Origin of the sequence: Sorangium sp. So ce693, from assembly GCF_051521375.1 — a bacterium.
Lineage (GTDB): Bacteria > Myxococcota_A > Polyangia > Polyangiales > Polyangiaceae > Sorangium > Sorangium atrum.
The window spans coordinates 6,510,143-6,522,448 of sequence record NZ_CP150347.1 but is presented as its reverse complement, the minus strand read 5'-3'; the positions used below and the strand labels follow the sequence as shown (position 1 = coordinate 6,522,448).

Here is a 12,306-nt window from a genome sequence, read left to right as displayed (position 1 = left end):
AACGTTGAGTTCGAGCCGAACGCCGCCCCCCGTGCGGCAGGCCGCGCCGCGCTGGCGCGCGCGCCCACGGTCGCCGGGCGATCTGGCCGGCACTCTACTCGAATTTGCCTGAGACGGAGAGGAACGTGAGCTTGTTGTTCGTCTCGCGGAGCCGCTGGACGAGCATCCTGACGACGTTCCAGAGGACCTCGTACGCGAGCTCCTTGTGCAGGAAGAGCAGGTCCTCGAACGCGTCCTTCGACACGGTGAGCAACCGGCAGCGCTCGTGGACGCGCGCGTCGGCGGAGCGGGGGGCCTCGTCGAGCAGCGCCATCTCGCCGAACACGGCGCCCGGGCCGAGCACCGCGAGCGCCTCCTCGCCGATCCCGGCGATCTCCCGGCTGATCCGGACCTTGCCTTCGAGCAGGATGTAGAGCTTGTCGCCCGGATCCCCGTGCTGAAAGATCTTGGTGCCGAGGGCGTGCGTCTCTTCGCTCGCGACGCGTGAGATGAGCTCCAGCGCGGCCGGGGTGAGGCCCTTGAAGAGAGGGACCTTCGAGAGCTGCTCGATCCGTTCGGGGACGATCACAAGCCGCCGGCGAGGATAACCGAGGCGGAGGGCGCGGAGCGAATTTAAAGGGAGCTCGCGGCGAGCGGCTAGCGCGTGAACGTCACCGTGATGGGCGGCGTCGTGGCGGCGATCGAGGCGCCGGAGCGATCTTTGCCGGGGTTGTAGCGGCGGCCGAGCGCGCACATGCGCGCGGAGCGACCGAAGCCGTGGCCAGGATCACTGACGACCTTGACCGAGAGCGGGCTGCCGTCGGGGCGCACCGTGACCATGAGGACGACCTTCGCCTGGTCGATCTGGTCGACATCGGCCTCCGGAGGGAAAGGACAGTTCCAGTTGCTGCTGCCGATCAGCCCGGGCGGCGCGGAGCGGTCCGGCCCCGCGGGCGGCGGGGGCGGGACGGGGTCGCCCGTGCCCTTGCCGCCCACGACGCCCCCGACCTTCGCGTTCGGGTTGAACGTGGGGGTCTTCGCCGTGCCCGCGCCGGCCACCTGGCCGTAGCCGACGCCCTGCCCGTCGCCGCTCGCGATCCCGCGATCGGTCATGTCGAGGACCTCGTCCGGATCCGGCTCTTTCGTCAGGACCTTCGCGGCCGCGGCGGCGGCGGGGGGCGGGTCGTACGGGTCGTCCTTGGGCGGCGGGGTGTTCGCCTGGGGAGGCGGCGCGACCTTGGGGACGGGCTCGGGCTCGGGCGCCGGCGGCGGCGGCTCGGGCTCCGGCGGCTTGGGCTGCTCGACCTTCGGCGGCGGGACGTCGACCTCGTAGATCGCCCAGAGGTAGTCGTGGATGCCGGCGCGCATCTCCCCGACCACGTGCCGCATGTCGCGCAGCGACCCCGAGACGATGGCCCGGGCCGATGCCGCGCCGTGGCTCGTGACCGCCAGCGTGACCCCGAGAAAGGCGCCCACGCGCGACGCGCGGTCGCCGAGGGCGAGCACCGCGGCGAGCGGATCCGCGCCGCGCCGGCGATCGGCGGCGCGGCCCGGCGCGCGCGAGGCGAGGGCGGGCGAGGGATCGCGGGATCCCCCGGGATCGGCGCCGCCGCGCTCGTCCCGGCGGCGGCCGTCGTGGACCGCCCCCGCGGCGCGATCGCTCGTGACCTGGCTCATAAGGTCTCGCTCGGCGCGCTCACGGCGCGGGGCTCGGGGTTGCGGGCGCGGGGGCCGCCGGGGCAGGCGCGGCAGGGGCGCCCGGCGCCGTACCCGGGGCCGCGCCGGGCTCGGGCGCGATCGGCGTCACGCCGAACGCGATCTTGGAGACGCCGGCCTGCTTCAGCAGATCGAGCGCGCGGATCACCCGGCCGTGCGGGACCGTCGTGTCGGCGCGGATCACGGCGCGGAGCTCCGGGTTCTTCGCCTGGGCCTCGCGCGCGATCGGCAGGATGGCGTCCTCGCTCGCGAGCTTCTTGCCGTCGGCGAGCGTGTCGCCGTTCGCGTGCAGCTCGAGACCGAAGATGAGCTGCACCTCCTGCCCCTGCGCCGCCTTCGGCAGATCGAGGGGGAGCGACTGCGAGACGATGATCTTGGCCGTCACCATGAAGATGATGAGGAGGACGAGGGTGATGTCGACGAGCGGCGTGACGTTGATGCCGCTGATCATCTCGTCATCGTCGTTGCGGCTCATGCCGGCCATCAGCGCTCCTCCTCGCCCGCGCCGCCCTTCTTGTGCTCTTCCTGCCGCGACGCCCTCGCGGCCTTGCCCCGCGGCTGCTCGACGGCGGCGGCGGGCGCGGCCCCGGCGAACGCCGGATCGATCTTGAGGTGCGCGAGCAGGACGCGCGTCAGCGCCTCGGTGTTGGCGAGCGTCGACTTGATCATGCGCTGGAAGAAGTTGTTCGCGGCGACCGCCGGGATGGCGACCGCGAGGCCGACCGCGGTCGCGACGAGCGCCTCGGCGATGCTCGACATGACCGCCTGCGGCGCCATGGCCTGCGACGTCGCCTGCGCCACGGGCGTCTTCGCCGCCTGGCCGAGCGCGTCGAAGGCGCCGACGACGCCGATGACGGTGCCGAACAGCCCGATGAACGGCGCGTTGTTGCCGAGCGTGCCCAGGTAGGCGAGGCGCCGCTCCAGCTTCATGCGCTGGAGCGCCGCGGCGCCGGCCATGGCCTCCTCGGCCGCCTCGGGGCCCTGGTGCGCCACCGCGAGGCCGGCCGCGACGACCGCCGCCTCGGCCGAGGGCGAGGCGTCCATCCGCCGCCGCGCCGCCTCGATAGAATCGTCGAGGGACGCCTTGAGATCCCGCGCGAGGACGGTGAGGTCGTCGCGGAGCGACCAGAAGAACCAGGCGCGCTCCAGGATGATGGCGACCGAGACGACGCTGAGGGCGATCATCAACCACATGACCCAGGCGGCCCCGAATCCGACCATGATGCGCTGCAGCCACTCGACGAGGTTCATCTTGTTCCTTGGTGCCTTTCCGATGGGGGGTGGGTGGGTGCCGCGCTTCGAAGACCAGTTACGGATCGACGGCGGGCTGCCCTTCCTCGACTTCGTCCTCCTCCGGAGGAGGGGCGCTCGCCGCCCCAGGCCTGCCGATGGGGGGCCGGGGGGCGGAGGCGTCGACGAGCCGGAAGACTCGCCCAAGGACGGTCGTCGCGTAGCCGCCCTTCGGTAGCACAAACGAGACGACGATTCCGTGCCGTACATCCGGATCGTCCGCGGCTTCTCGCGTGGTGGCTCTCACCGCCGCGTCCCCGGCGGTCGCCTCCATGGCGGACACCTCGAGGTCGTCCACCTCCAGGCGCAGCGGGCGCCGCGTGCCTTCTCCGGCGTGGGCGAACGCGTCGAGCTTGCGAGGGTCGCCGATCGCCGCCGTGAGCACCTCGCGCTCCAGCGCGCCCGGGGCGCCCTCGGGCCAGCGCATCTTCCGGCCGAACATCGGGCCCGTCGCCGAGATCGCGAGCGCGGCGGCGCGCGCCTCGGCGTCCGCGAGCTCCGGGCCCTCGAGCGGCACGAGGAACAGCCCGCCGCTGTCGCGCTTCTTGGCGAGATCGCCGGGGAGCACGGCGCTCCAGGTGCCGTCCGCCTCGCGGCGCGCGAGCACCTCGTTGAACCAGAGCGACTGGAGCGCCGAGAAGAGCAGCCGCTGCTCGCGCTTGTCGCGGGGCCCGCGCTCCCGACCCGAGATCCACGCGAGCGCGCGCTCGGGGTTGTCGCCGTTCCTTCCGAACCGCTGAGGCCCGAACGCGTTCGGCACGCCGGCGCGGCCGATCTCGGCGAGGCGGCGCTCGGCGAGCGGGAGCGCCGCGGGGGCGATGCCCCGGAGCGCGATCCGGAACCGGTTGCCAAGGAGGTGCCCCGGCTTGAGCTTGTTGTCGTGGCGTGTGACCGCGAGGACCTCGATCCCGGGCAGCTCCGCCTTCTCGAGCAGGGGCGCCGGATCCTGCGCGAGGGGGAGCTGGAACGATGCGGTCTGCGTGGTGATCGCGTGCCGGTCCTTCATGCCGGCGAAGCCGGCGCCGCCCGGGTCGGCCCCGAGCGCGAGCGCGATGGCCCGGACCGCGTCGGGGGTGTTGCGCCCCGTCTTGCGGAAGGTCACGAACACGTGCTCGCCGCGGCCGCTCGGCGCGTAGGCGGGGAGCTCCTCGACGACGAAGTCGGCGGGGGAGCTCCGGAGCAGGGCCGCGGGAAGATCGTCGGGCGAGCCCGCGGGCGCGGGGAGGTCGCCGCGCGAGCCCGCGGCCGTGGCGCCCGCGTCGGGCGGGGCGGTGGCTGTCATGGGAGCGGCAGCGTGACCGAAATCGCCCGCTCGTCCAGCGTCAGCAGCGCGCGCACGCAGCGGCGCGCACACGCGCCTCCGGGCCCGCCTCCGCGAGCTGCGGCAATTTGCCCGCCGCGCCGGGGATCGGCTATGGCCGGAAGCTCGCCCCGGGTCTGGGCCTCTCCGCGATGCGATCGCCTCTCCCGCCTCACCCCCTCGCGCGCCGGCCCGTCCTGTCGCTCGCGCGCTCGCCGCTCTTCGCCGCGGGCGTCGCGGCGCTCGGCCTCGCGGTCCTCGGGCTGCCGAGCCCACGGCCGGCCGCCGCCGCGCGCGCCGCGTGCCCCGCAGGAATGGCCTCGGTGCGCGGGACGTTCTGCATCGATCGCTTCGAGGCGAGCACCGTCGAGCTGCTCTCCGGCGGCGGAAAGCGCCGGCACTCGCCGTTCGAGCCGGTCGGCAAGCTGAAGGTGAAGGCGGTGAGCCGGCGCGGCGTGAAGCCGCAGGCGTACGTCAGCCGGGATCAGGCCGAGGCCGCCTGCCAGAACGCCGGCAAGCGGCTCTGCACGGACGACGAGTGGGTCACCGCGTGCAAGGGCAAGCGGGCGACGGTGTTCCCTTACGGACGCGAGCGGGAGCGCGGCGCCTGCAACGACAGCGGCGTCTCGTCGTTCAACCGCTACTTCGGCCAGGGGGGCGAGGCCCCGCAGTCGGCGTTCACGTGGGCCAACATGAACGACGACCGCCTGAACCAGCTCCCGGGCACGCTGGCGCCCGCGGGCGCGTTCCGCCGCTGCAGGAGCAGCTTCGGCGTCAACGACATGGTGGGCAACCTGCACGAGTGGACGAGCGCGCCGCGCGGGACCTTCCGCGGCGGCTACTACCTCGACAGCGCCAAGCACGGCGACGGCTGCGAGTACAAGACCACCGCGCACTCGCCCGGGTACCACGACTACTCGACCGGCTTCCGCTGCTGCAAGTGACGCGGCGCAGGCGCGCCCGCAGGCCGCGCGCTGCGCCCCGGGCTACTTGGGTATGGGGGGGCGTCCGCCGCCGGCGCCGCCGGACATCGGCCCCTGCACCGTCGTGCACTCCTCGTCGCCGGTGTCGACCGTGGTGACGTCGTAGCAGCAGAGCTCGCCGTCGAAATCCGCCTCGCTGTCGATGGACTCGATGGAGCTCACGCAGCCTGGGTTCTCGAAGAACACGCGCGCCTCGTCGCTCGACGGGCACGCCCCTTCGAGCTCTGTCCAGTGGAAGCAGGCCCGCTTGCCGCAGCCGGCGGAGCCGGCGACGAGGAGGGCGGGGGCGACGAGCGCGACGAACAGCGGGCGGGGGCGGGCGATGCTCATGGCGATCTCCTCATGCGGCGCCCGCGCACCCGCGCGGAGGCCTCGGCGATCAGAGCTCGTGCGGCATCAGGTCGCGCGGGCTCCTGAAGTACTGCAGCGGCGAGTAGGCGAGCAGGTTCGAGACGCGGGACGTGTAGATGCAGGCGTACTCCTCGACCTGATCGCCGAAGCTGGACGTCTCGTTCGCCTCCTTGAGCAGCGAGCCCCAGTAGGGGTGGAAGCGGCGGGCGATCTCGCGCTCCAGCTTGCCGACCTCCGCGTCGACGGCCCGGAGCTGGCCGCGGATGCGCTCGACCGCGCGCTTGGTGCGGCCCCGCTCGGCCTCGTAGAACGACGTCGCGTAGTCGATCCGGACGTGCTCGCCGTTCGCCTCCGCGAGCAGCGGCGCTCCGCCCCCGTTGGTCGCGCCGTTCCTCTTCTGCTGCTCCTCTTCGATCTTGCGGGTGAGGTCCTTGTAGCGCTGCTGGTAGAACCGCAGCTGGTCCTCGAGCTCCTCGCGGCGCCCCTCGAGCAGGGCGCTCTCCATGTGCTCGCGGCGGCAGGACTCGTGGGCGGCGACCTCCGCTTCCATCTCCTGGATGATCATCGCCGTGCGCCACGCGCTCTCCTTCTTGGAGCGGAGGATGTCGCCGTAGATGTGATCGCCGACGTAGAGGACCCGATCGCCGGAGATGTTCAGGAACTTCTCGAAGTCGTTGAGGTTGCCGCCCTCGTAGATGGCGCCGCGCTCGAGCGGCGCCGTGGCGGGTCGGGGCTCGGCGCCGTCGCGGATGAGCAGCGGGCGGCGCTCCTGGAAGAACGCCGGCTTCTGCGCGGCGACGACGATGACGTCGAAGTAGTGCCGGAAGCTCGGGTACTCGGGCATCGCGTCCCCGAGCAGGTACGTCATCATCTTCTCGGTGAACGGCCAGCGCGAGTTCGTGAGCAAGAAGAGCTTCTTGCCCGCCGAGCGGAACTTGTGGAGCGTCTGCGCCAGGTTCGGGTCCCGCTCGACGAAGCGCGGCAGGTCGGACAGGACGACATCGAGGATGGTGCCGTCCCGGTGCGCCTCGTCGATGCACTCGCGGATGTCGGTGAACAGCCGCGCGTAGTCGAGCGCGACGCCGCGCTCCTCGAGGGCGTCGACGATGCCGGCGTAGAGCGTGGCCTCGCTCAGCGCGTAGAGCGTGTCGATCCAGTGGTAGCGGGCGGTGTTCGGCCGGATCTTGCGGTGCTGGTAGAGCGACCGGAGCTCGTCCTTCGTGAGCTCCCGGAGGCCGTGGTACCCGCGCTGGACCACCTTGAACCGGTCCATCTTGAGCACGTGGCCGAAGCGCTTGTCGATCAGCAGGCCGCGGATCGGGAAGTGGATCGGATAGCGGAGGCGCCGCAGGAGCTCCTCGGGGTAGCCTCGCGCCGCGAGCTTCGTGACGGTCCCCTGGATCGAGAGGTTGTCCATCTCGGTCTGGTTGTAGATCGCCAGGGTGTAGTCCATGTCGAAGCCGACCCAGTCGATCCCCGCCAGCTTGAGGTTGCGGTTGACGAAGACGCGCCGGGTCCGTGGGATGCGCGTGGGCTCGGTCTGGGGATAGAGCCCTCCGAGGGGGAGCTCGAGCTGCTCGAAGAACACAGTGGGTCGACTATGGTATCCCACCCGGGGGGGCGTACAAAGGGCGCCTCGGCGACGAACGCGCGTCTCGCGCTGCGCGGGGGGCGTCGCGTGGTCTGGCGCCGCGCAGCGTCGAGTCGGGTCAAGTCATGTACGCTTGCACGGCGTGTGCCCCCGAGCGACATGCCCCCCGGGTCGTCCGCCCGGCGACGCCCGTCGGGGCGATCGCGCGAGCGCGCAGGGAGCCGTCGACCCCGAGCTGCCTTCCGCCCTCGGCGCGCGTCTTCACGACGCGCGCGCGGCGCACCCGGGTGCGCCGCGCCAAACAACTGCGCTATGGTGCCGCCCGCCCCGTCCCGTCCTGTGCGATCGAGGAGACGGCTCCTCATCCGTCACCGACGGGCTCCTTGCCCGATGCTTTTTGCAGCGCCCCAGCCGATCTCCCGCAAGCCTCCCGCCCAGCGTCCCACCTCGTGGTGGCTCACCATGCTGCGCCGCCGCGCGGAGCGGATGTACGAGGAAGAGCTCGACCTCTCCCGGCCGATCCCGTGGGAGAGCGAGGGAGAGCGCCAGGCCGCGATCGCCTTCTTCAACGCCGCGTTCCGCGCCGAGGAGTCCGGCCTCATGCAGGCGCATGCCCTGGCCGACGAGGTGAGCGGCTGGGACCCCGAGCTCGGCGAGTGCCTGCGGCTCTACGGCGACGAGGAGGGGTGGCACCGCGAGCTGCTCACGAAGTTCCTCGCGCACATCGGCGGCGAGGTCCGGCCGATGGGCCGCGTCACCGGCACCTTTTATCGCCTGTACGGCCGCGCGAGGCGGGTGGAGACGATCGTGCTCACGAACCTCATGTTCGAGACCATCGGCGCGACGACCTACCGCCTCGCGCTGCGGGAAGCCCGGTACCCGGCGGTGCGCCAGATGCTGACGATCCTGACGCGCGACGAGTCGTTCCACGTCCCGCTCAACGTCCACTTCCTGCGCGAGGCCCTGAAGCGCAGCCCGCCCTCGATGCGGATCAGGCTGCGCGCCATCTACACGACCCTCTTCGCGGCGCTGCTCGGGTCGGCGGCCGCGAGCCGCCGGCGCGCGCTCGCCTTCGACAGGATCCCTTTCCAAGTGCTCGCCAGCGCCTACGCCGAGCACCTCGGGCGGCTCTTCGTCCACGAGAGCGACCTCGACTTCGCCCCGCCGGAGCTGCTCCTGCGCCTGTTCGGGCACAGCCGGCGCGCGCTCGCGTCGTCCGAGGACCCGTCGTCCGTCAGCGTGCTCTCGGCGGAAGCGGCGGTCGATCGCGAGCGCGTCGTCGTGACGGCGCTCGGGGACGCGCGCCGCCCCCACGCGCCTCGCGGGCCGCGGGAGAAGCCGCCGAGCGCCCCCGCCGTGGCGCGGGATGCGGGGCGCCGGAGCTGACGGACGCTGACATCGCGCGCTGACATTGCGCAAATGGCGTGGATGGCGTGGATGGCGTGGATGGCGTGGATGACGTGGAGATGGCGCGGAGCGCTCATCGCGGCGCGCACGGCGAGCTTCTCTCCGGGGCATTGTAAGCAGTACACTTGAAGCTCCGGCGCCGTGGGGTCCGCGTGGGGCGGGCGGCTGAGGCGTGGCGGGGCGTCGATGGCAGGCAAAGAGCAGCGCCGGAGCGGTCCAGAGAGCAGCCCCGGCACGAGGAGCAGCGAGTCCGCGGAGCGCGCGCTCGCGCCGCAGGAGCCGGCCGCGCGGCCGTGGGCGCTCGCCCATGAGGAGGATGAGGCGAGCGCGGTCGCGCAGATGCGGCACGAGATCCGGGCGCTGCTCAGCGGGATCGTCGGGTTCAGCAGCCTCTTGCTCGACAGCGAGCTCGACCCGGAGCAGCGCTCCTGGGCGCGGCGCATCCGGAGCAGCGGCGACGCGGTGCTCTCGATGGTCGACGATCTCATCTCGCTCGGCCAGCCGGACGGCCGCGGGCCGCACGTCGATCACGCCGACTTCGATCTGCGCCGGGCGATCGAGGACGCGGCGGAGCTGCTCGGCGATCGCGCGCATGACGACGGGACCGAGCTCGTGCTCGACGTCGACCCGGACGTGCCGGCGGCGGTGCGCGGAGATGCCGCGCGGCTGCGGCAGATCCTGCAGAACGTCGTGGCGACCGCGATCGGCGCGGCGCCCCGAGGCGAGGTGCTGGTGCGCGCCGCGCTGGACGCGGCCCGCAACGACGAGGCGAAGGGCAGGCTCGACGCCGCGCCCGAGCGATCGCGCGCGCGGGTGCGCTTCGATGTGCGCCTCACGGGCGGGGCAGGGCGCGCGGACGGCGCGGCGGCGCCGGGCGCGTCGGGCGCGCCGGCCGGGGGAGCGCGGCCTGCGCCCGGGCGGGATCTCGGCGTGGCGTCCGGGTTGGCCATCGCGAAGCGCCTGGTCGTCGCGATGGGCGGCGAGCTCTGCGAGCCCGCGGACATCGATGCGCGCCGGCATGGGATCTCGTTCGCGCTGCCGTTCGAGCGGCGCGCGCGCGGCGCGGAGCGCGCGCTCATCCCGCGCATCGACCTGCCCGGGAAGCGGGTGCTCGTGGTCGACGACAGCGGCTCGGTGCGCCAGGTGGTGCGAAAGCTGATCGAGGAGCTCGGGCTCGCTTGCCGCACCTCGGGCAGTGGCGCCGCCGCGCTGGCCGCGCTGCGCGAGGCGGCGGACGCCGGCGCCGACTACGACATGGTGCTGATCGACCTCGAGCTGGCCGATCTCGACGGCCTGAGGCTGCTCCAGCACATCAAGGCGGACCCCGCGATCGCGCCCGTTCGCGTCGGCCTCATGACCTACCCCGGCAGGGAGGCGCCCAGCCGGGCCGAGGTCGACGCCGTGCTCATCAAGCCGATCCGGCGCGCGCAGCTGCACTCGAGCCTGCGGCTGCTCGCAGGGCTGCCGCCGGAGCACATGTCCGCCGGGGCGCGCGCGCACCCGCCGAGGTCGCCGCGAGCGGCGGCCTCATCGAAGCCGCCGAGGCAGGACGAGGGCGACCGCGCGCGGCGGCCTCCCGGCGCGGCGTCGCGGTCCGGCGCCTACGAGGCCGCCCACCTCGACGGCGCGCCGCCGAGCGTGGAGCTCGCTCCGCCGACCCTGGTCACTCCCTCGCCCCCGTCGACGTCGAAGCGCGGCCAGCCCGCCTCCTCGCGGACGCGGGGCGGGCTGCGCGCCGTCGAGCCCGACGTCGTCACCGAGGTGATCGAGCTCTTCCTCACGGAAGCCCCGACCCGGGTGGCCTCGATGCGCGAGGCCGCGGCGCAGGGCGCGCTCGGCGAGCTCGAGCGGCTCGCCTGGGCGCTCTACGAGAGCGCCGACGCGCTCGCGGCCTTCAGCCTGAAGGAGCTCTGCGCGCGGCTCGATCGGGAGGCCCGCGCGGGGACGCTCGAGAGCGCGACGGAGGCGGTGCGGGCCATCGGCCGGGAGGTCGAGCGCGTGCAGTCGTCGCTCGCTGCGGAGCTCAAGAAGCGCGGACCTCGATGAGCCGGGTGGGGCGTCCGTTCAGGTGAAGCCGACGAGCCTCGAGCTCATCTCCCAGAGCCGCGAGGCCGCCTCGGCGTCGGTCGCCATTCCCTTGAGCGGCCTCGCCCTGGTCCGCTCGAAGAAGGCGGGGCTCCCGGTGGGCGCCGTGTCGGCCAGGATCGCGAGGAGGTTCGCGGCGGCCTGCGCCGGGGTCGCGCCCACGACGTCGATCAGCGCCTTGAGGACGCGCGATGTCCCCTCGAACAGCCCTGAGCGCACGAGGCCAGGGTAGTAGCAGAGCACCTGGGCTCCGGTGCTCGAGAGCCTCTCCGAGAGGCGGCGCGCCGCGAGCACGAGCGCGAGCTTCGACCGCGCGGAGGCGGAGAGGAACGAATAGGAGCGCTTCGACATGAGATCGTCGAAGTCGAGCCGGATGCTGTCCACCGGCGCGACCATGTTGACGACGCGCGCGTCGCGCGCGGCCTTGAGCCGGTCGAGCAGCAGGTTCGACAGCAGGAAATGCGACAGGTAGTTCACCTGGAACGTCATCTCGAGGCCGTCGGCCGACTCCGCTCGTTCACGCAGGAACACGCCCGCGTTGTTCACGAGCAGGTGAACGACCCGACACCGGTCGGCCACCTGGCGGGCCGCCGCGCGTACGGAGGCGAGCCGGCCGAGGTCACACTCGATGAGGCTGACCTCGCCCAGCGCCTTCAGCGCGGCGAGCTTCCTCGCGCCGTCGGAGCCGGTCCGGCGACAGAGCACGGTCACCCGGGCGCCCTGCCGCGCCAGCGCGGATGCCGTCGCGAGCCCGATCCCCGAGGTGCCCCCCGTGATCACGGCGACTTTCCCCCTCATGCTCCCCGCACCCCCCATCCCCCGTCTCCTCGTCCTCGTCCATCTCATCGCCTGCGGTGGGCCGGTCACAAAGCTCCGGGAGCTCGCTGGGACAGGCGCACGCGCTGGACGGACGTCGATGCGCCGGCGGGCGCGGTGCCTGTCGAGAACCCGAGAGAGGAAGAGTCGTCGCCCGCCCGCGACACAGGTACGACCGTGCGTTCATCACGTCAAGAAAGCTTTGCGCGATGCAGCACAGTGGCAAAGAAAACCATGTTCCATGGTTTTCCGAGGCAGGAGGCCGATCTGTCCACGTCACAGCCGTGCACGTGGACCGCGCTTGAGAAGCGCCTGGCGAGGAGCGTCAGGGGGCTTTCGTCTCTTCGAAGACGCGCAGGCCGTACTTCTCGAGACACCAGAGCACGCCGATGACCAAGCTCCGCTTGTCGTCCACGAACGACGGCTTCTTTCCCTCGAAGTAGTGGCCCACGAACTGGAAGCCCCAGCCCGTCGTGAACATCGCGGCCGCGAGCGGGAGGCCGATGAGCGTCGCGCCCACCGGGAAGCTCGCGACGATCAGCGGTATGCCGACCTGGTGACACGCCTGGTTGCGTGGATCCTGGTGGTCTTCCTTGTACCGGCGGAGCACCTGTGTCCATTCGGCGTTGAGGCGGAGCATACGACCTCCTTACCATGCGGACGCCCCGCGCGGCGCCCCCGGCCTTCGACGAAAGCGCGCGCGGGCAGCGAAAACGCCGAAAACGCCCGTCGGCGGCGCGGACACGCGGCGAGGCGAGCGCTAGGCGGACTGCTCGCCCCCGCGCGCC

Annotated in this window: 12 protein-coding genes; 3 read left to right on the top strand and 9 right to left on the bottom strand. The window is 72.6% G+C overall.

The annotated features are described in order from the left end of the window. Nucleotides 1–94: 94 nt before the first annotated feature. The 5 genes from WMF14_RS24150 to truD form a co-directional block, all read right to left on the bottom strand. Entirely contained in the window at nucleotides 95–568 is a 474-nt protein-coding gene (locus tag WMF14_RS24150; RefSeq protein WP_012236950.1) for a cyclic nucleotide-binding domain-containing protein, read from the bottom strand. 68 nt (nucleotides 569–636) lie between these two features. Beyond that, entirely contained in the window at nucleotides 637–1,656 is a 1,020-nt protein-coding gene (locus WMF14_RS24145; protein ID WP_437803984.1) for an energy transducer TonB, read from the bottom strand. A gap of 19 nt (nucleotides 1,657–1,675) precedes the next feature. Next, nucleotides 1,676–2,179: an ExbD/TolR family protein gene (locus tag WMF14_RS24140; protein ID WP_272093147.1), complete on the bottom strand. Its 504-nt coding sequence runs from the start codon at nucleotides 2,177–2,179 to the stop codon at nucleotides 1,676–1,678. After that, nucleotides 2,179–2,946: a MotA/TolQ/ExbB proton channel family protein gene (locus tag WMF14_RS24135; protein WP_437803982.1), complete on the bottom strand. Its 768-nt coding sequence runs from the start codon at nucleotides 2,944–2,946 to the stop codon at nucleotides 2,179–2,181. Before WMF14_RS24135 ends, WMF14_RS24140 begins: the two co-directional genes overlap by 1 nt. A gap of 58 nt (nucleotides 2,947–3,004) precedes the next feature. Then, complete coding sequence (gene truD, locus WMF14_RS24130; RefSeq protein WP_437803980.1) at nucleotides 3,005–4,267, bottom strand: tRNA pseudouridine(13) synthase TruD; 1,263 nt, start codon at nucleotides 4,265–4,267, stop codon at nucleotides 3,005–3,007. Between the two features lie 170 nt (nucleotides 4,268–4,437). On the opposite strand from truD, the gene WMF14_RS24125 reads away from it, so the two are divergent. Continuing rightward, the gene (locus WMF14_RS24125; RefSeq protein ID WP_437803979.1) at nucleotides 4,438–5,229 is read left to right on the top strand and encodes a formylglycine-generating enzyme family protein; all 792 of its coding nucleotides are present in this window, start codon (nucleotides 4,438–4,440) and stop codon (nucleotides 5,227–5,229) included. Nucleotides 5,230–5,271: 42 nt separating this feature from the next. On the opposite strand, the gene WMF14_RS24120 is transcribed toward WMF14_RS24125, so the two are convergent. Both WMF14_RS24120 and WMF14_RS24115 read right to left on the bottom strand, forming a co-directional pair. Continuing rightward, nucleotides 5,272–5,598: a hypothetical protein gene (locus WMF14_RS24120; RefSeq protein WP_272093140.1), complete on the bottom strand. Its 327-nt coding sequence runs from the start codon at nucleotides 5,596–5,598 to the stop codon at nucleotides 5,272–5,274. A 49-nt stretch (nucleotides 5,599–5,647) separates the two neighbouring features. After that, nucleotides 5,648–7,207, bottom strand: coding sequence for an HAD-IG family 5'-nucleotidase (locus WMF14_RS24115; protein WP_272093138.1), 1,560 nt, complete (start codon nucleotides 7,205–7,207; stop codon nucleotides 5,648–5,650). 465 nt (nucleotides 7,208–7,672) lie between these two features. Between WMF14_RS24115 and WMF14_RS24110 the strand changes: the two genes are divergently transcribed. Both WMF14_RS24110 and WMF14_RS24105 read left to right on the top strand, forming a co-directional pair. Beyond that, nucleotides 7,673–8,596: a ferritin-like domain-containing protein gene (locus WMF14_RS24110; protein ID WP_437803977.1), complete on the top strand. Its 924-nt coding sequence runs from the start codon at nucleotides 7,673–7,675 to the stop codon at nucleotides 8,594–8,596. A gap of 207 nt (nucleotides 8,597–8,803) precedes the next feature. Beyond that, complete coding sequence (locus WMF14_RS24105) at nucleotides 8,804–10,663, top strand: response regulator (RefSeq protein WP_437803975.1); 1,860 nt, start codon at nucleotides 8,804–8,806, stop codon at nucleotides 10,661–10,663. A gap of 18 nt (nucleotides 10,664–10,681) precedes the next feature. On the opposite strand, the gene WMF14_RS24100 is transcribed toward WMF14_RS24105, so the two are convergent. Further along, complete coding sequence (locus WMF14_RS24100; RefSeq protein ID WP_272093133.1) at nucleotides 10,682–11,500, bottom strand: SDR family NAD(P)-dependent oxidoreductase; 819 nt, start codon at nucleotides 11,498–11,500, stop codon at nucleotides 10,682–10,684. Nucleotides 11,501–11,843: 343 nt separating this feature from the next. Next, entirely contained in the window at nucleotides 11,844–12,158 is a 315-nt protein-coding gene (locus WMF14_RS24095) for a DUF962 domain-containing protein (RefSeq protein ID WP_272093131.1), read from the bottom strand. Nucleotides 12,159–12,306 lie beyond the last annotated feature (148 nt).

Coding starts and splice junctions, on each gene's coding strand:
- WMF14_RS24125 (WP_437803979.1), top strand. CDS start 4,438: ATGCGATCGCCTCTCCCGCCTCACCCCCTCGCGCGCCGGCCCGTCCTG.
- WMF14_RS24110 (WP_437803977.1), top strand. CDS start 7,673: ATGCTGCGCCGCCGCGCGGAGCGGATGTACGAGGAAGAGCTCGACCTC.
- WMF14_RS24135 (WP_437803982.1), bottom strand. CDS start 2,946: ATGAACCTCGTCGAGTGGCTGCAGCGCATCATGGTCGGATTCGGGGCC.
- WMF14_RS24145 (WP_437803984.1), bottom strand. CDS start 1,656: ATGAGCCAGGTCACGAGCGATCGCGCCGCGGGGGCGGTCCACGACGGC.
- WMF14_RS24105 (WP_437803975.1), top strand. CDS start 8,804: ATGGCAGGCAAAGAGCAGCGCCGGAGCGGTCCAGAGAGCAGCCCCGGC.
- truD (WP_437803980.1), bottom strand. CDS start 4,267: ATGACAGCCACCGCCCCGCCCGACGCGGGCGCCACGGCCGCGGGCTCG.
- WMF14_RS24120 (WP_272093140.1), bottom strand. CDS start 5,598: ATGAGCATCGCCCGCCCCCGCCCGCTGTTCGTCGCGCTCGTCGCCCCC.
- WMF14_RS24100 (WP_272093133.1), bottom strand. CDS start 11,500: ATGAGGGGGAAAGTCGCCGTGATCACGGGGGGCACCTCGGGGATCGGG.
- WMF14_RS24140 (WP_272093147.1), bottom strand. CDS start 2,179: ATGGCCGGCATGAGCCGCAACGACGATGACGAGATGATCAGCGGCATC.
- WMF14_RS24095 (WP_272093131.1), bottom strand. CDS start 12,158: ATGCTCCGCCTCAACGCCGAATGGACACAGGTGCTCCGCCGGTACAAG.